Genomic DNA, 18694 nt, shown 5'->3' with positions numbered 1-18694 from the left:
TTATCCTTACATGATAGTGAGACAAAAAACGTACACAGATGCAAACTTCATCACATCACCAGTTCTGCTGCCAGTTTTACAATCAGCAAATGCGACAGCAGCACGGGGATCCCCAATAATTTTTGTAAAAAATCACGGTGCCGTTGGTGGTAACCCAGACAATCCAGGATCAGCACATCCGCCCCTTTTTCCTGAAGCGCCAGCGCCGCGTCAATCAGCGCCTCATCCTCCCACGGACTGGCAACGGCAAAGTGGGGCCGCTTGCTGAGCCTGCGCCAGTAATGGGCACTTCCGGCCGCGGCGTCGTCTGCGGCAACAATGATGCCGGCCTGATGGTCATTAACGATCGCTTCAATCATCGGCGGCACGATCCTGCGCGGTTCAAGCAGCACGGTGCTTCCGGCACGCAGGTTTTCAAACGCGTTCGCGTTCAGAAGAAGAATGGTTTCCGCGCCCTGCGCTTCAAGATCGCGGATACGCTTTTGCAGCGCGGCCTCAACGCGTTCAGCCGAGAGCGCCAGCGTTGCTTGCGCTTTGCGTCGCAGGTGTAGGGTATTTTCGCCCTGAGACGGCGCATAAAGTCGTTGGATTTCCTCATCGCTGATGCCGTCGAGCAGCCCGATGCAGACGATTTTCTCCTCCGACAGATGTTCAGTCAGCAACGGAAAGATGTCGCTGCGTGAAACCCCGCCTGGTAAAAGGGCAACCAGTTTATTTTTTATCATTTCACTTTCCACAACGTCCTTTCTGTTGATGTCACTCAGGCGCAGTTCCGGCACCCGTTTAACCATTGCTTCAGGCGAAAATAAGGGGATGAAAGGCACGGGTCAAGAAAAAGCGGGGGAAAAAGCGTTTGGCAGGCTGCAATACGTTCGAAAAACGTGATGCGTTATCCATAACGCATCCATACAGGTACTTTTTTTACATCGCATAAATCAGGATGGCGCGTCACACTACTCTTTTTCGACATCCTCGTAGCGCGCTTTTGAATCCAGTGCTTCCTGCTCGGTTTCATGTTCGCTGATCAGCGTATCAGGTCGGGGGTGGTCGGCGCGCAGCTCGTACCAGGTGACAGGGTTGCCTGCTGTACCTTTTTCCACCGGTACAATGCGCGCTTCGCGTGGATAGGGCGGTCTGGTTGGCATACAACTTACTCCTGTAAGAAAGACAGAGGGTGTCCGTAAGGGACAGGTTTAGTAAGTATAGACAATGCCAACGATTTTTTTTGCCGGACGGCGTTTTACCCCGCGCGCGCCAGGGAAAGCAGCGTGATGATCTCCTCAATCACGCCTTCAGGCGATTGCATGGCGTTAACCACCCGATGCGCGGCATTTTGGTAAAGCGTATCGCGCGCGGCAAGCACTTCATCCACTTCATCGACAATGGGCCTGCCGGTGAGCGTAGGCCGCTGCGCCTGTTCAGGATCGGCCTCAAGGCGTGCCGCCAGTATGCCGGCCTCGGCGTTCAGGTAGATAACCTGCCCGTGTTCGCGCATATAGCGGCAGTTTTCCGGTGCCAGCACCATGCCGCCGCCGGTCGCGATCACCGTGTCCGGCGCCGTTACCGCATGCAGCGCGAGGGTTTCCTGCTGGCGAAAGCTTTGCCATCCCTCTGCGGCCACGATCTGCTCAACGCTGCGTCCGCTCACCTGCTGGAGATGACGATCGGTATCACAAAAGGCGTAGCCCAACGCATCAGCCAGCTTCTGTCCAACGGTGGTTTTACCGCAACCACGCGCGCCAATAAGATAAAGGGGTAACGCCATACCAGCAACTTCCTCAGCCTTGCCTGCAACGGTTTCTGCGTCGTGCAGCAACCGTTTTCCACTTTGCGACGCATCATACCGGGATTTTTTCTGTGCGACCAGCCGACGCCGCCCTTTCAGAAAAAGTGAAATATTGCGGGGACGTTAACGCAGATTTTGCAAAAGGCCGGGCCTTGCGCTTGACTTAACGTTAACCGGCAACATTTGCTTACCCGTCGCGTGTTTACTTTCGGCGTCGCCGCCCCAAGATAAGCATGACACACAGGCAGAGGATACATTATGCAGAGCCAGGAACAGCAGCTAATTGAAAGTTTGTTCAGCCGTTTAAAGCAGGCGGAGACACAGTCAGGCCCGCGCGATGCGGCAGCCGAAAACCTTATTCATCAGCAGGTTCAGCAACAGCCTGCGGCCGTTTACTATATGGCGCAAACCGTCCTGATTCAGGAAGCGGCCATGAAGCAGCTCAACGATCGGGTCAGCGAACTGGAAGCCAGACTCAAGCAGGTTGAACAACAGCCCGCGCGGCAGAGCAGCGGCGGTTTTCTTTCCGGCCTGTTTGGCGGCGGTCAGCAGCGCCAGCCCGCCCCGCAGCAGCAGCCCGCCTGGAACAGCGCGCCACAGCAACAGCAGCAACCGTTTGGCGGCGCGGGCACACCTTCCGCCACGCGCGGCTTCCTTGGCGGCGCATTGCAAACGGCGGTGGGCGTTGCGGGCGGCGTGGTGATGGCAGACATGCTGACCAGCATGTTCCATCACACCCAGCCAGAGGAGATTGTCAATATTATCAACGAACCGGCGCAGCCGCAGGCGTCGGGTGATAATGCAGGCGAGGGAAGCTTTCTGGATCAGAATGACGATCTTCAGCAGGATTACGCCGCCGACGACTTCAGCGATTACAACAATGATGACTTTGGTGACGACGACACCTTCGTTTAATATCGGGCGCGGGTGCGCATCGCTCACCCGCGCGTTCAGCTTTTCTTTTTCTGCGCCACCAGCCACTTATCCAGCTCATTAGCAAACTGCTGCCGATCGCGCTGGCTGAGCGTCGGCGGGCCGCCGGTCTGTACGCCGCTGGCGCGCAGGGTATCCATAAAGTCGCGCATGGTCAGACGCTCACGAATGGTTGCGTCACTGTAGCGCTCGCCGCGTGGATTGAGTGCAATCGCGCCCTTCTCCATCACCTCGGCCGCCAGCGGAATGTCTGCGGTGACCACCAGGTCGTTTTTTTCAACCCGACGCACAATCTCATTATCAGCGACATCAAAGCCCGCCGCGACGCGCAGCGTACGCACAAAGCGCGACGGCGGTACGCTGAGCGACTGATTGGCCACCAGCGTCACCATCATCTCCGCCCGCTCCGCCGCACGGTAGAGCACCTCTTTGATCACTTTCGGGCACGCATCCGCATCCACCCAGATTGGCATTGCTCTCTCCTTTCATTTTTTTTGCTGGCGAGAAGTAGAACGTAATCGCCGCTCTGAATCCAGTGTAGCGAACAACATTAAAAAAATTGGACTAACCTTTATCCATGCAGCCTTAAGGCCGGGCTGTGTATTTACAGCTCGATGAAATTCTTTGAACGGGAGAAAATATGAAAGCCCTTACCTATCATGGCCCGCATAAGGTCAGCGTCGATAATGTTCCTGATCCAACGATTGAAGCGGCAGATGATATTGTTCTCCGCGTAACGGCCACCGCAATCTGCGGTTCAGACCTGCACTTTTACCGCGGCAAGATGCCCGGCACGCATCACGGCGATATTTTTGGCCATGAATTTATGGGCGAAGTGGTTGAAGCCGGCCCCGGCGTCACCGCCGTCAGTAAAGGCGACCGCGTGGTGGTGCCGTTTGTCATCGCCTGTGGCGACTGTTTCTATTGCCACCTTCAGCAGTATTCAGCCTGCGAAAGCACCAACAGCGGTAAAGGCGCCGCACTGAACCGTAAAAACATCACGCCTCCGGCGGCGCTGTTTGGTTTCAGCGACATGTATGGCGGTATCCCTGGCGGGCAGGCCGAGTATGTGCGCGTGCCGAAAGCCAACACCGGCCCTTTCAAAGTCCCCGATACGCTGCCGGATGAGAAAGTGCTTTTTCTCTCCGATATTCTTCCCACCGCGTGGCAGGCGGTTAAAAATGCGGAGATCAAAAAGGGATCGAGCGTCGCCATTTTCGGTGCCGGGCCGGTTGGCCTGCTGAGCGCGGCCTGTGCGCGTCTGGAAGGCGCCGAACAGATCTTTATGATCGACCATAACGACTATCGGCTGGCGTTCGCCCGTGAGCGTTATGGCGTGATCCCCATTAACTTCGATGAAAACGACGATCCGGCGGCGTGGATTATCGATAACACAGCGGGTCATCGCGGCGTTGATGCGGTGATTGATGCGGTGGGGTTTGAGGCGAAAGGCAGCCTCACTGAAACCATCCTGACCAATCTGAAAATCGAGGGAAGCAGCGGCAAAGCGCTGCGCCAGTGCATCGCGGCGGTACGCCGGGGCGGCATTGTCAGCGTACCAGGCGTCTATGCCGGCCCTATTCACGGCTTTATGTTTGGCGACGCCTTCGATAAAGGGCTGACCTTTAAAATGGGTCAGACGCACGTGCATGCTTACCTGCCCGATCTGCTGTCGCTCATTGAGAAAGGTCTGCTGAAGCCGGAAGAGATCGTGACGCATCACCTGCCGCTGGAAGATGCGGCAAGGGGTTACGAAATCTTTGAAAAACGCGAGGAAGATTGCCGTAAGGTGATTCTGGTGCCGGGCATGCAGTCAACGCAGGCCACGCTGTAAAAACAGAACCAGGCCCGGCGGACACCGGGCTTGTTTGTAGGGGAACGTTTGTCCCCCAAACCTACCCGTTCTGCTGTTCAGGAATAATTGAAATTTTGCCGTTCTTTTCAAGGATGGCGTATTTGATCTGATCGAGGCGTTCGAGGCCGGAACTGCGCGCCGAATTCAGAATATCGTCTTCAGAGATCCCCGCGCGCCGGGCGCGTTCAGGCAATACGCGTCCGTTTTCCACCAGAATCAATGCCGTGCCGTCAATCAGCATATCGAGCCGCGGAAAGCGTGATTTCAGCATCCCGAAAAGAATATCCACCACGATCAGCGTAATGATGGTCAGCGATGCACCGGTTATGGAGAAATCGTTGCCCAGCAGCGCCTGCTGCGTCGCCTCACTGATAATCAGCAGCAGGATCAAATCAAACGAGGTCATCTCCAGCAGGGTGCGCCTGCCCGCAATTTTCAACACGATCATCAGCAGCAGATACATGCTCGCCGCACGCATTACCGTTTCCATGCCTGACTCCTACGGATAAATATAATGAGTAAAATTCACTTTTGCGGCGTTATCCAGGGTGATGGTTACCGGGTAACGGCCTGGGTTTAGCGCCTGCGATCCTATCCATACCGTGGCGCCGTCATTCATCGACGTTTCCCAGGTTAATTCAAGGCTGTTATTACGCGTAACGGCGCGCTGCGGCTGCGGCTGAAGCGACTGAATCTGAAAATTCTCCATCTCCTCGCCGCTCACGACCAGGGTAAACCGTCCCGGCTGGTGCGGTTTTACCCGGATAGTCATCGTCATGTCACTGTCACGCAGGCCAAAACGTTCGTAGTTGACCTGTAGCGTGCCGTCGGACGAGGTCGCGGTTACGTCGCTGAGTACGCCTTTGGAAAACAGGCCACACGCGCCAAGTATCACCACGGCGAACAGCAGCAGGTAACCCACGCGTTGAATGGCCCACTCTATGCGCTGCCAGCGCAGATTTTCTTCAATGGGGTAGTGTCGGCTTTGCTCTTCATCCTGCGGATTGGGCTGCATATTTTTCTCCTGATTGTTGCTTAAGCGTAGCCGAAACTGGATTAAGAAGATGAATGACGTAAGCTAAACGCAGGTAACCGAAACAGAGAGCATGAAATGGACAAGAAAATTGGTTTTATTGGCTGCGGCAATATGTCCCAGGCCATTATTGGCGGCATGATTTCCGCGGGTCAGATTAAGGCAGAAAATATCTGGGTTTATGACCATAAGCCAGCCACAAACCAGGCCATGCACGAGAAGTACGGCATCACGCCCGCCAACAGCGCGGACGAACTGGCCCGCCAGGTGGACATTCTCTTTGGCGCGGTAAAACCCAACGTGATCCTCAGCGTGTTGAAGGAGATTTCCGGCAGCCTGAATAAAGAGACGCTGGTGGTGTCCATTGCGGCGGGCGTGACGCTGGATTCACTGGCGGGCGTGCTGGGCCACGATCGCAAGCTGGTGCGGGTGATGCCAAACACGCCTGCGCTGGTGAATGAAGGCATGACCTCGGTAACGCCTAACGTGCTGGTCACCGAGGAAGAAGCCAATGAAATCATCGCTATTTTCAACGGGTTCGGTAAGGCGCAGCGCGTGCCGGAGTCTATGATCCACGCGGTAGTGGGCGTGAGCGGTTCGGCGCCCGCCTATGTATTTTTATTTATTGAAGCGATGGCGGATGCCGCGGTGCTGGGCGGAATGCCGCGTGCGCAGGCTTATCAGTTTGCGGCGCAGGCGGTTAAGGGCGCCGCGCAGATGGTGCTGGAAACCGGAAAACATCCGGCCGAACTGAAAGACATGGTCTGTTCACCGGGCGGCACCACCATTGAAGCGGTGAAGGTGCTGGAGGAGAAGGGTTTCCGCGCGGCGGTGATCGGCGCGATGCAGCAGTGTATGGCGAAATCAGAAAGCATGGGTAAATCCTGACGCCAAAAAAAGGGGCTTCGCGCCCCTGTTGCACTAGCGTTTTTCATCAAGCGCCTTCTGCGCCAGCGAGGCCGCCTCGTCAACGCTTAACGGATGCTGCATGCGACGTATCATCTCTGCCGTAAAGGTGTACATCCCGCAGGAGGCCAGCGCTGCCAGTTGCCCTTTTTGCCCGTACAGCGCCACGAAGGTTTTGTCTTCCAGTGAACCCAACAGCGTGTAATCGTCCCACTCGCTGGCGTGACCGAGATACTCATAGCGCGTGCCAAACTGCGCCGTCCAGAAAAAAGGCACCCGGTTAAACGGTTCGGTTTTCTCCAGCATGTTTTTTGCGCTGATGCGCCCCTGCTGCTGCGCCACGCGCCAGTGTTCAATGCGCTGATAGCCGCTTGCGACCGGATAGCTGACGATGTCGCCTGCCGCCCAGACGTTGCGCGCCACCTCAAGCGTTTCGGTTGCGGTCAGGCTGCCGTCATCACGTAACGGGATATCGTGAATAAAGTCCGTGCCCGGCGCCACGCCGGTTGCCAACAGCACCACATCTGCCGCCACGGTGACGCCACTTTTCAGCCGGACACCGTTCACCTTTCCGTCTGCGCCTTCAAGTTTGTCTGGTTCACCTTCGACAAAGCGCACGCCGTTCTCTTCATGCAGCCTGCGGAAGTAGCGCGCCAGTTCTTCGCCAAACTGTTTTTCGAACGGCAGCGGTGAGCGGGTGATAATTTGCACGTCAATATCACGACTGCGTAGCGCAGAGGCCAGTTCGGTGCTGATAAAGTTATTGCCAATAATCACCAGCTTTTTACTGCTATCCACCTCGTTGAGCAGCGTCTCCGCCTGTTCGAGACTGCGTAGGACATGCACGCCAAACAGCGCCTTCCCTTCCAGATCCGGGCGCTGCGGTATGCCGCCGGTGGCGATCAGCAGTTTGTCATAACGCAGCGTCGAGCCATCAGCGAAGCGCAGCGTCTGCGCTTGTGTGTCGAGTTGCTCAACGTCACCCTGTTTACGTTCGGCGACATCAAAAAAGTCGTCATCAAGTACCGACGGCACCTCGTCAATGGTCATTTTTCCGGCAGGGACAAATTTGGTCAGTACGGTGCGATCATAGGGCGCTTCAGTTTCCCGATCTACCAGTACCAATCGCCCTTTAAAACCTTCACGACGCAGGGTCCAGGCGGCGGCGCTGCCCGCCGCGCCCGTTCCCAGCACCACAAAAACCGGCTCTTCCCGATCGGCTGAAAAACGATAAAGCGGCGGTAGAGCTTCAGGTTCAACCTGAACCATGCCGTTCACAATGTTGACCGGATAGCGTTGCAAATCGCTCAGCGCCAGCGGTTCGCACAGATGGCCGTCGCTGATATCAAAGTTGGCTTTATGCCACGGGCAAATGAGTTTGCCTTCGCAGATGGCGCCCTCTTCCAGCGGCGCGCCAGAGTGCGGGCATTTTGCCTGAAAGGCATTCACCGCTTCGCCATTACGGATCAGCAGAATGTCAGTGTCCCCGATGGGCACTCTGACCGGTTTACCCTCAGGTAAATCCTGTAATACCAGGGCGTTCTGATAGCTCACGACAGCGCTCCTTATTTTTATATTTAACAGTATTAAGCCTGGCATTGATAAGGAATTGAACAACATAGAAGAAGGCGGAACGGCAAAGAGGGCAGGATAACCCTTTGTTGATAAAGGGCTTTAAAAACGTAAAAAAATTTATGCAAACAGTGAAGCGGGGCCGGACGGCCCCACCCATTAGCTTTTTTTCAGGCAGGCGCTCATGAAGGTTTTACGGTCAGCGCCCTTAAGGCTTTTTTCGCCCGCCTGTGCGTTACAGGTTTTCATACGGATCTGCTGAGGCGTCATCTTTTCCATATTGCCGCCCTCTTTTTTCAGGCAGCCCTGCATAAAGGTTTTGCGGTCATCGCCCTTTAATGATTTTTCGCCGGCCTGATGATTACACTGCGTCATTTTTTGCTGCTGCACGCCGGGTTCTGCGGCAGTTACGTAGCTGCTGACGATAGCCGCCAGTCCTGCGATGAAACAGATCGCTTTCATTGGTGCATTCCTTATGTAAGTGAGTCAGATCAATTCTGGCAGGAAATTTTTTGTCGGTGAGAAGAGAGGTTAAAATAACGCGGCGGGATCGCAAAAGCGGGATGGAAAAACGGAGGCATTACGCCCCCGGATGAATTTTTTTAGCGTCCCGGCCCCATGGCGAAGCCACCGCGCGGGCCGCCGCCGCCGCCGCCGCCACCGTGACCACCCCAGCCACCGCCACCGCCCGGAGGAGGAAACAGGCAACCACTCAGCGCCGTAACCAGCGCAATCACACTCACTACTTTAATAAGACGATTCATATTTTTATACCTCCCATTGCTGTGCCGCTGATACTAAGCTGCGGCCGCAGCCCCGACAATGCAGAATTCTCCTGTTCGGGCGGCTATTAACCCGACGTAACCACGCTTAACGCTTTGCTGTCGGAAAGCGGCAAAAAAGCTGCCTGTCACGGTAAATTCCTGATGTCAGGCTCGCAGGCTGCCCGCGCCGCACTTTACAAATTTTGTTGCGGGCAGCATTGTGAGCGCATTCCACAGCAGAGAGATCGTTATGACCTTGCTCGCGCCAATGAACCTTCAACAGCAGCTCAGCCGCCGTGACTGGGAAAACCCCGCCGTTACGCATATTCATCGCCTTCCTGCCCATCCGCCCTTTAGTAGCTGGCGCGATCTGACCGCCGCCCGCGACGATGTGCCCAGCACCAGCCTTCTGTTGTTAAACGGCGACTGGCAGTTCAGCTATTTTTCTGCGCCTGAGCACGTGCCTGACCGCTGGCTGATGCAGGATCTTCACGATGCTTCGTCGATCAGCGTACCGTCGAACTGGCAGTTGGCTGGTTTTGACGCGCCTGTTTATACCAACGTGCAGTATCCGATCCCGGTAAACCCGCCGTATGTTCCCGCCGGGAATCCCACCGGCTGCTATTCGCTGACCTTTACCGCGCCTGCGGGCTGGCTGGCCCATGGCGAGACGCGCATTCAGTTTGACGGCGTCAGCTCGGCCTTCTATCTGTGGTGTAACGGGCAGTTTATCGGCTATTCGCAGGACAGCCGGCTTCCCGCCGAATTTGATCTCACCCACAGTCTGAAAGAGGGCGAAAACCGTCTGGCGGCGCTGGTGTTACGCTGGAGCGACGGCAGCTATCTGGAAGATCAGGATATGTGGCGGATGAGCGGGATTTTCCGCGACGTCAGCCTGTTGCATAAGCCCGCGCTGCATCTGAAAGACGTGCAGATCGAAACGCGGCTCGGTCCGGCTTTTCTCTCCGCGAGTCTTGAGGTAAAGGTGGTGTGCTCATCCGGCGAGGCCGAGGCCGCCGTCCAGCTCTGGCGCGGCGAAGCGCTTATCGCCAGCGGACGCCAGCGCATGGGCAGCGAAGTCATTGATGAGCGCGGCCGCTATCAGGATCGCACCACGCTCAGCCTGCACGTCGATCGCCCCGATCTGTGGAGCGCTGAAACGCCTCATCTGTATCGCGCAACCATTGCCCTGTTTGATAACGACGGGCAGTTGCAGGAGGTGGAAGCGTTTGATGTCGGTTTTCGTCAGGTGGCGATCCATGAAGGTCTGCTGAAACTGAACGGCAAACCGTTGCTGATCCGCGGCGTCAATCGCCATGAACACCATCCCGAGCAGGGCCAGGTGATGGACGCGTCTACCATGCTGCGCGATATTCAACTGATAAAGCAGCACAATTTCAACGCCGTGCGCTGCTCGCACTATCCCAATCATCCGTTGTGGTATCGTCTGTGCGACCGCTACGGGCTTTACGTCGTCGATGAGGCGAATATTGAAACCCACGGCATGACGCCGATGAACCGTCTCTCCGACGATCCAGTCTGGTTTAACGCCTTCAGTGAACGGGTGACGCGGATGGTGCAGCGCGACCGCAATCATCCGTGCATTATTATCTGGTCGCTTGGCAACGAGTCCGGCCACGGTTCAACCCATGATGCGCTGTGGCGCTGGGTAAAAAGTAGCGACGGCACCCGGCCGGTTCAGTACGAAGGCGGCGGCGCCGACACCGCCGCCACGGATATTATCTGTCCCATGTACGCGCGGGTGGATCAGGATCAGCCGTTTGCGGCGGTGCCGAAATGGTCGATCAAGAAATGGATCGGCCTGCCGGAGGAGACGCGCCCGCTGATCCTGTGCGAGTACGCACATGCGATGGGCAACAGCCTGGGTGGTTTCGCCAAATACTGGCAGGCGTTTCGTCAGTTTCCGCGGCTTCAGGGCGGCTTTGTCTGGGACTGGGTGGATCAGAGTCTGACGCGCTATGACCAGCGCGGCACCGCCTGGCAGGCCTACGGTGGCGATTTCGGCGACAGCCCGAACGATCGCCAGTTCTGCATGAACGGGCTGGTCTTTGCCGATCGCACGCCGCATCCGGCGCTGTATGAGGCCCAGCGCGCGCAGCAGTTTTTTCAGTTTACGCTGGACAGCACCGCACCGTTGACGCTCACCGTGCGCAGTGAATACCTGTTTCGCCAGACAGATAATGAACGTCTGCGCTGGAACATTGAGCATAACGGTGAGCGGATCGACGGCGGCGAACTGGCGTTAGTCCTTGTCCCACAAGGCAGCGTCACGCTGACGCTGGGCGACGCGCCACAATCAGACGGCGACGTATGGCTGAATGTCTCAGTTATTCAGCCAGCGGCTACCGCCTGGTCACCAGAGGATCATCGCGTCGCCTGGGATCAGTGGCGATTGCCGTCGGCGCTGGTGCTGCCTGCTCGCTTGGGATCGCCGATCGCGCCGGCTATAGATGAACACCCCGATCGCCTTGAAATCACGCACGGGCGGCAATGCTGGCAGTTTTGCACGCGCAGCGGCGATCTGGTGCAGTGGCGGGTGGATGGCGCGCCGCAGTTGCTCTCACCGCTGCGCGACCTCTTCGTGCGGGCGCCGCTGGACAACGACATCGGCATCAGCGAAGTGGCGAAAGTCGATCCCAACGCCTGGGTGTCGCGCTGGCAGCAGGCAGGATACAACGATCTGACCTGTCACCTCATTGATCTGCGCTGCGACCGTCCCGGCGGACGCGTGACGATAGTACAGGCATGGCAGTTCGCCGGGGAAACCCGCTTTGTCAGTCAGAAACGTTTTGAAATTGACGCCAGCGGCGCGCTCTGCGTGACCATGGACGTTAGCGTCGCGGCGGGCCAGCCCTTCCCGGCGCGTATCGGCCTGCGCTGTCGGCTGCGCGACGTGCCCGCCGAGGCAAGCTGGCTGGGGCTGGGGCCGCATGAAAACTATCCCGACCGGCGGCTGGCGGCGCAGTTTTCCCGCTGGACGCTGCCGCTGGATGCGCTCTGTACGCCGTATGTGTTTCCGTCGGAAAACGGCCTGCGCGGCGGTGTAAAAAGGTTGCAGGCTGGCGCGCTCCGCGTGACGGGCGACTTCCACTTTTCGCTCAGCCGCTATGGTCTGGAACAACTGCGCGACACCTCGCACAGACACCTGTTGGAAGAGGAAGAGGGTTGCTGGTTAAGCCTTGATGGCTATCACATGGGCGTTGGCGGCGACGACTCCTGGAGTCCGAGCGTCAGCCCTGAGTTTCTACTGGACGGTTCACGCTATGTCTGGTCGGTAACGTTAACGATGGTATAGCCTATTCCATACGGCCCGGCGTCGTTTTACGGCGACGCCACACCAGCATCAGTTGAACCGTATTGATCAGTACGAACGTTGCAGTGGCGGCAAAAACCCAGCGGAAGCCCCCAATGGCGGAGACCGCCGATCCGGTCAGCGGCCCGACCACGTTGCCGAGGTACATAAACGACTGGTTATAACCAAATATGCGCCCGGTAACGCGATCGCTGGAGTAGCGCAGCAGCAGCGTTTGCACCGCCGGCATCATCGCGCCCTCCGCGAAACCTAACATAAAGCGCAGTGCCGCCAGTTCAAAGGCGCTGCCTGCCCATGACATGGCGACGAACAGGCAAAATGTCAGGATCAACGCGGCAAAAAGAACCCGCTGCGCGCCGATTCTGTCGCCCAGCTTGCCCAGCGCCGGCGCAGAAAACAGCGCAGAGACGCCGGGGATCGCCGCAACCACGCCGCTGAGAAAAGCGATGTTCTGCACGTTCGGCTCCAGTTCACGTACAAACAGCGTCAGGATCGGGCTAATCGAACCGTTGCACAGCTGAATAACCAGGGTGGTGATAAACAGGCTGACGATCAGGCCGGGATGTGACAGCGAGCGGAAAACCATGCTGCCACTGAGCTTGTCCGCTTTCTTTATCTGCACGCGACCGCCTTCTTTGATCAAAAAGAGCGTGACCAGAAAGCTGATCAGCAGCAGCGCGGCGGTAATGAAAAATACCGCGCGCAGCCCGACTTTATCAGCCAGGAAGCCGCCCATCATCGGCCCCATGATCACCCCGCAAATCTGCGCGGTGGATACCATGCTCAGCGCCCAACCGCTGCGCTCGCGCGGTACCTGCCCCGCCACCAGCGCCATCGCGTTGGGAATATAACCTGAGGTCAATCCCATCAGCGCCCGCAGCAGGAAAAGCTGCCAGACGTTGGTGACAAAAGCCTGAAGAAAAATCACGATGCCCATGCCCAGCGAGGCGCGCAGCAGCATCAGCTTGCGCCCTTTGCGATCGGCAAGGCTGCCCCACATCGGTGAAACGATGGCGGAAATCATAAAAGTTACGCTGAAAATCAGACCTGACCAGAGCGTTAACGAATCGTGATCGGTGACGCCAAGCTGCTCGACGTAGAGAGGAAGAAAGGGAATGATCTGACTGATAGCCAGCCCGGTAAAAAGGCAGCCAAACCAGACTGAAATGAGGTTAATTTTCCAGGATTCCATCGCGCGGCGCGTTTAACCTATGATTGCGTGTGAACGTAAAGTCTAACACGCTGGCGTTGGGCGAAGAGGTCAGGTGGTGAGATTTATAGCGAAACACTAACCAGAACGGATGTCAAACCTGAAGCCAGCGCGACGTCAGAAAGCAAAAAACCCGCCAGTTGGCGGGTTTTTTATGCTGAGTATTCAGCAATCGAAATTACAGTGCAGTTACGTTAGCAGCTGCCGGGCCTTTCTGGCCGTTTTCGATTGAGAATTCAACTTTCTGACCTTCTTCCAGGGTTTTGAAACCACCGTTCTGGATAGCAGAGAAGTGTACGAACACGTCTTTGCTGCCGTCGGTTGGAGAGATGAAGCCGAAACCTTTCTCAGCGTTGAACCATTTTACTAAACCAGTCATTTTGTTAGACATGTGTCTTTCCTTCAATAAGTGTGAGGCCATAATGGCGTGGGGCTTTGTGAACAGGATGGACTTATGGGGCACTTAAGAAGGAAGTCAGGAAGAAGAGATATCTGAGATAACGCTTTAACTGAAAACTGCTTTACTAAAATGGCTCGCATACGCTGTCTGTTTCAAAACCGACGGTGCATTTACTCATAATGGAGGAGGGAGTACAACCCCTTGCTGGCAAATAATCGCAAATAAAAAATAAGCCATTGTTATTTATCGTACTTTTTTAATTCCCCTGCTTATTGCCGATCCCTTTACTGGCTGTTTTCCTGCTGAAGCAACATTTCTGTAATGTCTTTAACGCCTTTAATCGGCCTTGTTGAAAATATTTCTGATTGTTACTGGACTTTCTGACCGCCACATCTAGAGTTTAAAAATTCCCGCCTGATTATTTTTCAGGCTATGTCGCTGTCCGCCGTTCTGGCGAATCGGCTCTGTATCACTTTTTACTCTCTTCGCTCCGCCAAAAGGCGGTCGCTGGCGCTTTTGCGGAGGTTAACGATGGGCCGCTCTCTCCCCGGCGCGGGACGCGCTATTACTGACTACTTCAACAGTCCGGCCTTTCACACGCCAAATGTCAGCGAGCTGTTGGCTGCCGTGATGATTGAACTGATGCGCGACGGGCGTCCGGCCACCAATAAAGCGATCGTCAGCATTATTATTGCGCGTCTGGAAGGCGAGGTGGACGAAGCAAGGCTGAACGGTTATCGCAATCTGCTGGCGCAGGTAATGGATGAAAAGCAGGCGTCGCGCGGCGTCAGCCATCCAAAAAAAACCCGCACGCGGCGGGAATGAGACGGGTTGATCATTTTTAGAATAAGAGAGAAATTGCCAGCGCAGCGTAGCGCGCAGGTGTGACAGCCGGATGACAGATGTCTGGTTCAGGTATGAAATGATTGCCACAGAAAATATGCTGGCTATTATGGCGGGATAAATGAACGAAGCCTATGGATAGCGAAACACTGGCATGGATAGCCGAAAATTACCCCTTTTTTATAACGACAGTTGGAAAAACGCCTGTCGTCATCAACAGCGACAGGATCTCCGCGTCGTACTGTTACTGGTTGCGCTGCTGGTGGCAACGCTTGCGATCATGGACTGGCTACGCGCCCCGCACCTCCCCACAGATTTCGCCGACAGGCCGCTTTACACCATTGATGGCAAGGCCGTCACCCTCGCTGAACTGAGCGCTAAAAAACCGCTGTTGATCTATGTCTGGTCCGGTACCTGCGGTGTTTGTGAGTATGCGTCGCGAAACGTTCAACGGCTGCGCGCGAGCGGTGGCAACGTGCTGACCGTAACGCTGAACTCGGGTGATGACATCCGGATCATTCGCCTCCTGCGGGGCCGGCATCTGACGCAACCCATCGTTAACGATCCGCAGGGCGAGATGGTGGCCGAATGGGGGCTTAACGTCATGCCGACGCTGATCGTCGTCTCAAAAGGCCAGGTGGTGCTGAGTACCAGCGGCTGGACAAGCGATACCGGGATGCGATTGCGTCTGTGGTGGGCAAGTAAATGGTATCGCTAAGCGGTGCAAAGGGCCGGTTAACCCGGCCCGGACGCTAGCCGCAATAGACTTTGGTGATGTTGTTTTTTTCGTCGCCCAGGAAGTTCAGACGATTGAGGTTGAAGTCCATCGTGACCGCCGAGTTGTGCGGGATAGCGCGCACGGCATGCCCGAACTTCAGTGATGAAATCGATGAGAGCGGCTTGCCCACGTACTGCTGGTATTGCGATGCGCCACAGCGATCCATTTCAGGATCGGCCTGCGCAGCGGCAGCGTCCGGCTTTGCGTCAGACTGACATCCCGCCAGCATAACCAGCGCGGCGGCGACCATCATCCTTCTGGAAAATATCATTTATCTCTCCTTTTCATTCTTTAACGACCTTAAGACCCGGCAAAGGTTAGCAGATTCATGCTAACAGGCGTACGGCTTTTACGCAGGGACTAAAAAACCTGGCCTGAGACAAAATGGGGCACGAAGTGTTCAAATAATCAGCAGTACTGCATTATAATTAAGAATAATCTCAGATGAGGAGGGCACAATGGCACTGTTCAGCTTTGTTGCTTTTGCAGCGGTCATGACGCTGGTCGCGGTGAAAGTCCGCTAATTAAAAAGCCCGTATTGACGGGCTTTTTTAATGCTCTACGTGGTGGCTTTCTAACAGGAGCGGCGTATTCAGCAGGGGTAAAAAACTCTCCAGCGGCATTGGACGCCCCAGATAGTAACCCTGCCCTTCCTGGCACGAAATCGCCTTCAGCTCCTCCCACTGCGCCTGCGTCTCAATACCTTCCGCCGTCACCGTCAACGAGAACGCTTTGCCAAGGGCGATGATGCCCTCCACAATCGATACCGCCTGTCGCGACTGCGGAAAGTCATGCAGGTAAGAGCGATCCATTTTCATGCCGTCAAACGGGAAGGTCTTAAGATAGTTGAGCGAGGCATAGCCCGCGCCAAAGTCATCCACCGTCAGCCTGACGCCCAGTTTTTTCAGCGCCTGCATCATTGTCAGCGCGTTTTGTGGATTCTCAAGCGTAATATTTTCCGTGATCTCCAGCTCCAGTCGACTGGGCGCCAGACCGCTTTTGTGCAGCGCATCAGCCACGCGCTTCGCCAGATTACCGCTGCGGAACTCCACCGGCGAAATATTAACCGATACATACATCATGTTCGGCCACGCCAGCGCGTCAGTACAGGCGCGTAACAGCACCCAGTTGCTGACGTCGATGATAAGACCGGTTTCTTCCGCCAGCGGAATAAAGCTGTCCGGCATGATCAGGCCGGTTGGCGGATGCGCCCAACGGATCAGCGCTTCGGCCCCTTCCATTCGGGATTTTTGCAGGCAGTAGCGCGGCTGATAGTAGAGTTTCAGCTCGTCATTGACGATAGCCATGCGCAGGTTTCGCTCCAGCTCGCGTCGATGAATCAGTTGCTCCGCCATATCCGGGCGATACCACGTCCAGCAGTTGCGCCCTTCCCGCTTGGATTTATAAAGTGCAATGTCCGCCAGACGCAGTAGCTCATCTGCCTGCATCGCGTCAACCGGCGCCAGCGCAATCCCCATGCTGACGCCAATAAAGAGCTCCTGCTGCCCGATATAAAAAGGCCGACACAGTTCGCTTTGCAACCGAACGCAGCAGTGATCAATCTCTTCTTCATTGGTCAGATCGCAAACCAGCAGCATAAATTCGTCGCCGCCTGTCCGGGAGACCAGATCGCCCGCGTTCAGCGCGCCGCGCAGTCGGTGTGAGGCTTCCACCAGCACGCTGTCGCCCGCCGCATAACCAAAGGCATCGTTAACGGGCTTGAAGCGATCGAGATCGAGACTGATCAATACCAGCGGGCGCTCGGCCGTTGGCTGCGCGTGAAGTTTACCGCGCAGAAATTCCAGCATGTAAACGCGATTAGGCAGCCCGGTGAGCGTATCGTGCTGCGACAGATAGTGCAGTCGCGCTTCGGCCTCGACCTCCTGGGTGATATCCGATACCGTGCCGCGATAGCCTGCAATCTGGCCTTTCAGCAACACCGGATTCGCCACCAGGCTACAAATACGTTTCTCATTTTGCGCAGAATACGAGTAGCAGCGTAGCTGTCTGCGCTGCCCGTCAGCGCGCTGCTGGAAAATCCACAGTGAAACCGCTTCCGTTTCATGCAGCAGAATATCGTCGACAGAGCGACCCAGCATGCGACTTATTTCAAAGCCGGTCACCGAGGTGAAGCGGCGGGAAAGATAGGTGATCACGCCCTGCGGATTGGTTTCCCAAATCCAGTCTGAGGCGGTTTCCGCCACGTCGCGAAAACGCGCTTCGCTTGCCGCCAGTTCGCGCTCGCTGTGCTTCAACTGGGCAAATCGCCGGTCGGCGAGCACCGCGCTGGACATGGCATGGTTAATCACTCTGCGGGCAATCAAGCCCAGCACGAACGCGGCAAAAAAAAGTGCCGGAAGCAGACAGATAAGCAGATTGCGCCCCGGCTGGCGCGGATCCCAGCGGATGATAATCGGCGCGTCTTCCGCCACCTCCTCCACCATAAAAGGTGCCACGAAGGCATCCTGCGTGGTGGTTGGCACCCTGACATTTTTTACCCCGACGGCGTTGCCCAACTGCTTCAGCTTTTCCGGTGTGAAGCGAGAGACAAAGACCATAACCGAGGGTGGACCTGGGAGAGTGCCGGTTCCGGGCACTTTGCCGGGGGTGATGGCGGCGGCAGCGACCAGCGCGGGCGTGGTGCCGATAATGACATTTTGCGTTGTCGCGCCCTCCGCCGCCGCCAGCGACCGCGCTTTTCTGATCAACGGCGCAGCGTGGATGCCGAGCCAGCTCTCAAGCGGTAACGTATCCAGCTTGCCATTAATCACCGAATAGCGCGTGCGCCCCTGACCGTCCACAACAAAAATGCCTTCGTAGTGATACTCCTGGAACAAGCCAGGACCAAAATTTTGCTGATCGAAGGCCCAGACCGTATCGACCTGTAAATGCAGATGGTTCCACGCCTCGCTCCAGAAGGCGTAGTCACGAATATCGGTGAGGATGCTTTGCCGCTTGTCTTTCCAGATATTGCTGAGCAGGAAACGCTGCTGCTGCACGGCGTCTTCATTCTGCCGCCAGGCAATGCCCACAAGCAACAGCATCGCCAGCAGGATGACGCCGGAGAGCAGCAGGATCAGCGACATCAGCAGCCTTCGCGTGAAAAAAGCCGCTTTGTGATCGTCAGTGACGATTTGATGTTCTGGCAGCGGAGGATAATTCATTCACTACGGACCCTTTTTCAGTTGCCTCATCAAGCAACGCGACCCGTTAGCTTGCTCTGCGCGCCGGATTTACCGACGCCTTATTGATCTGTTATCGGCCCGTGATGCGAACAGTT

Annotated in this window: 19 protein-coding genes; 6 read left to right on the top strand and 13 right to left on the bottom strand. The window is 56.3% G+C overall.

The genetic code is table 11. The features are described from left to right. Positions 1–50: 50 nt before the first annotated feature. The 3 genes from FA91_RS03840 to aroL all read right to left on the bottom strand — a co-directional run bounded on the left by FA91_RS03840 (position 51) and on the right by aroL (position 1765). On the bottom strand, positions 51–725 hold the full coding sequence (locus tag FA91_RS03840; protein WP_051937391.1) for an AroM family protein: 675 nt from the start codon (positions 723–725) through the stop codon (positions 51–53). Positions 726–953: 228 nt separating this feature from the next. Next, complete coding sequence (locus FA91_RS03835; RefSeq protein ID WP_034912691.1) at positions 954–1145, bottom strand: YaiA family protein; 192 nt, start codon at positions 1143–1145, stop codon at positions 954–956. Between the two features lie 95 nt (positions 1146–1240). Further along, complete coding sequence (aroL, locus tag FA91_RS03830) at positions 1241–1765, bottom strand: shikimate kinase AroL (protein ID WP_034918908.1); 525 nt, start codon at positions 1763–1765, stop codon at positions 1241–1243. 279 nt (positions 1766–2044) lie between these two features. On the opposite strand from aroL, the gene FA91_RS03825 reads away from it, so the two are divergent. Beyond that, positions 2045–2701 (top strand): DUF2076 domain-containing protein, encoded by a 657-nt coding sequence (locus FA91_RS03825; protein ID WP_034912690.1) that lies wholly within the window; start codon positions 2045–2047, stop codon positions 2699–2701. A 35-nt stretch (positions 2702–2736) separates the two neighbouring features. On the opposite strand, the gene FA91_RS03820 is transcribed toward FA91_RS03825, so the two are convergent. Beyond that, entirely contained in the window at positions 2737–3192 is a 456-nt protein-coding gene (locus FA91_RS03820) for a YaiI/YqxD family protein (protein ID WP_034912689.1), read from the bottom strand. Between the two features lie 167 nt (positions 3193–3359). Between FA91_RS03820 and FA91_RS03815 the strand changes: the two genes are divergently transcribed. Then, positions 3360–4553, top strand: coding sequence for a zinc-dependent alcohol dehydrogenase (locus FA91_RS03815; RefSeq protein WP_034912687.1), 1194 nt, complete (start codon positions 3360–3362; stop codon positions 4551–4553). A 61-nt stretch (positions 4554–4614) separates the two neighbouring features. Here the strand turns inward: FA91_RS03815 and FA91_RS03810 are convergent, their stop codons facing one another. Together FA91_RS03810 and FA91_RS03805 are read right to left on the bottom strand one after the other, a co-directional pair. Continuing rightward, on the bottom strand, positions 4615–5064 hold the full coding sequence (locus tag FA91_RS03810; protein ID WP_034912685.1) for a YetF domain-containing protein: 450 nt from the start codon (positions 5062–5064) through the stop codon (positions 4615–4617). A gap of 9 nt (positions 5065–5073) precedes the next feature. After that, positions 5074–5589: a hypothetical protein gene (locus tag FA91_RS03805; RefSeq protein WP_034912683.1), complete on the bottom strand. Its 516-nt coding sequence runs from the start codon at positions 5587–5589 to the stop codon at positions 5074–5076. A 96-nt stretch (positions 5590–5685) separates the two neighbouring features. Between FA91_RS03805 and proC the strand changes: the two genes are divergently transcribed. Further along, positions 5686–6495, top strand: a complete 810-nt coding sequence (gene proC, locus FA91_RS03800) for a pyrroline-5-carboxylate reductase (RefSeq protein ID WP_034912682.1) — start codon at positions 5686–5688, stop codon at positions 6493–6495. A 33-nt stretch (positions 6496–6528) separates the two neighbouring features. Here proC and FA91_RS03795 read toward each other — a convergent pair whose 3' ends face one another. The 3 genes from FA91_RS03795 to FA91_RS21180 form a co-directional block, all read right to left on the bottom strand. After that, on the bottom strand, positions 6529–8067 hold the full coding sequence (locus FA91_RS03795) for an FAD-dependent oxidoreductase (RefSeq protein ID WP_034912681.1): 1539 nt from the start codon (positions 8065–8067) through the stop codon (positions 6529–6531). 177 nt (positions 8068–8244) lie between these two features. After that, positions 8245–8547, bottom strand: coding sequence for a PsiF family protein (locus FA91_RS03790; protein WP_034912680.1), 303 nt, complete (start codon positions 8545–8547; stop codon positions 8245–8247). 140 nt (positions 8548–8687) lie between these two features. After that, the gene (locus FA91_RS21180; RefSeq protein ID WP_197060481.1) at positions 8688–8849 is read right to left on the bottom strand and encodes a hypothetical protein; all 162 of its coding nucleotides are present in this window, start codon (positions 8847–8849) and stop codon (positions 8688–8690) included. Between the two features lie 250 nt (positions 8850–9099). Between FA91_RS21180 and FA91_RS03785 the strand changes: the two genes are divergently transcribed. Then, a complete protein-coding gene (locus tag FA91_RS03785; RefSeq protein ID WP_034912679.1) occupies positions 9100–12165 on the top strand; it encodes a beta-galactosidase in 3066 nt (1021 codons plus the stop codon). 1 nt (position 12166) lies between these two features. On the opposite strand, the gene FA91_RS03780 is transcribed toward FA91_RS03785, so the two are convergent. Beyond that, positions 12167–13375, bottom strand: a complete 1209-nt coding sequence (locus FA91_RS03780) for a multidrug efflux MFS transporter (RefSeq protein ID WP_034912678.1) — start codon at positions 13373–13375, stop codon at positions 12167–12169. 196 nt (positions 13376–13571) lie between these two features. Further along, on the bottom strand, positions 13572–13784 hold the full coding sequence (gene cspA / locus FA91_RS03775) for an RNA chaperone/antiterminator CspA (protein WP_013200976.1): 213 nt from the start codon (positions 13782–13784) through the stop codon (positions 13572–13574). A gap of 540 nt (positions 13785–14324) precedes the next feature. Here cspA and FA91_RS03770 point away from each other — a divergent pair. After that, positions 14325–14618, top strand: a complete 294-nt coding sequence (locus FA91_RS03770) for a biofilm development regulator YmgB/AriR family protein (RefSeq protein ID WP_051936988.1) — start codon at positions 14325–14327, stop codon at positions 14616–14618. 172 nt (positions 14619–14790) lie between these two features. Next, positions 14791–15354 carry a redoxin family protein gene (locus FA91_RS03765; protein WP_051936986.1) on the top strand — a complete coding sequence of 188 codons (564 nt, stop codon included), beginning with the start codon at positions 14791–14793 and terminating at the stop codon, positions 15352–15354. Between the two features lie 34 nt (positions 15355–15388). On the opposite strand, the gene FA91_RS03760 is transcribed toward FA91_RS03765, so the two are convergent. Continuing rightward, positions 15389–15685, bottom strand: a complete 297-nt coding sequence (locus FA91_RS03760) for an I78 family peptidase inhibitor (RefSeq protein ID WP_034912677.1) — start codon at positions 15683–15685, stop codon at positions 15389–15391. 280 nt (positions 15686–15965) lie between these two features. Beyond that, complete coding sequence (locus FA91_RS03755; RefSeq protein WP_051936984.1) at positions 15966–18578, bottom strand: EAL domain-containing protein; 2613 nt, start codon at positions 18576–18578, stop codon at positions 15966–15968. Positions 18579–18694: the final 116 nt, after the last annotated feature.

Source organism: Erwinia sp. 9145 (genome assembly GCF_000745075.1).
In the GTDB taxonomy this organism is placed as follows: Bacteria; Pseudomonadota; Gammaproteobacteria; order Enterobacterales; family Enterobacteriaceae; genus Erwinia; species Erwinia oleae.
The sequence above is the reverse complement of the archived record's forward strand: the minus strand, read 5'-3'. Positions and strand labels throughout refer to the sequence as shown.

Bases quoted from the DNA above. Each gene is read 5' to 3' on its own strand.
- FA91_RS03805 (WP_034912683.1), bottom strand. From the start codon at position 5,589: ATGCAGCCCAATCCGCAGGATGAAGAGCAAAGCCGACACTACCCCATT.
- FA91_RS21180 (WP_197060481.1), bottom strand. From the start codon at position 8,849: ATGAATCGTCTTATTAAAGTAGTGAGTGTGATTGCGCTGGTTACGGCG.
- FA91_RS03755 (WP_051936984.1), bottom strand. From the start codon at position 18,578: ATGAATTATCCTCCGCTGCCAGAACATCAAATCGTCACTGACGATCAC.
- FA91_RS03760 (WP_034912677.1), bottom strand. From the start codon at position 15,685: ATGATATTTTCCAGAAGGATGATGGTCGCCGCCGCGCTGGTTATGCTG.
- FA91_RS03780 (WP_034912678.1), bottom strand. From the start codon at position 13,375: ATGGAATCCTGGAAAATTAACCTCATTTCAGTCTGGTTTGGCTGCCTT.
- FA91_RS03825 (WP_034912690.1), top strand. From the start codon at position 2,045: ATGCAGAGCCAGGAACAGCAGCTAATTGAAAGTTTGTTCAGCCGTTTA.
- FA91_RS03790 (WP_034912680.1), bottom strand. From the start codon at position 8,547: ATGAAAGCGATCTGTTTCATCGCAGGACTGGCGGCTATCGTCAGCAGC.
- FA91_RS03810 (WP_034912685.1), bottom strand. From the start codon at position 5,064: ATGGAAACGGTAATGCGTGCGGCGAGCATGTATCTGCTGCTGATGATC.
- FA91_RS03815 (WP_034912687.1), top strand. From the start codon at position 3,360: ATGAAAGCCCTTACCTATCATGGCCCGCATAAGGTCAGCGTCGATAAT.
- proC (WP_034912682.1), top strand. From the start codon at position 5,686: ATGGACAAGAAAATTGGTTTTATTGGCTGCGGCAATATGTCCCAGGCC.
- FA91_RS03785 (WP_034912679.1), top strand. From the start codon at position 9,100: ATGACCTTGCTCGCGCCAATGAACCTTCAACAGCAGCTCAGCCGCCGT.
- FA91_RS03770 (WP_051936988.1), top strand. From the start codon at position 14,325: ATGGGCCGCTCTCTCCCCGGCGCGGGACGCGCTATTACTGACTACTTC.
- FA91_RS03765 (WP_051936986.1), top strand. From the start codon at position 14,791: ATGGATAGCCGAAAATTACCCCTTTTTTATAACGACAGTTGGAAAAAC.
- FA91_RS03835 (WP_034912691.1), bottom strand. From the start codon at position 1,145: ATGCCAACCAGACCGCCCTATCCACGCGAAGCGCGCATTGTACCGGTG.
- aroL (WP_034918908.1), bottom strand. From the start codon at position 1,765: ATGGCGTTACCCCTTTATCTTATTGGCGCGCGTGGTTGCGGTAAAACC.
- cspA (WP_013200976.1), bottom strand. From the start codon at position 13,784: ATGTCTAACAAAATGACTGGTTTAGTAAAATGGTTCAACGCTGAGAAA.
- FA91_RS03840 (WP_051937391.1), bottom strand. From the start codon at position 725: ATGATAAAAAATAAACTGGTTGCCCTTTTACCAGGCGGGGTTTCACGC.
- FA91_RS03820 (WP_034912689.1), bottom strand. From the start codon at position 3,192: ATGCCAATCTGGGTGGATGCGGATGCGTGCCCGAAAGTGATCAAAGAG.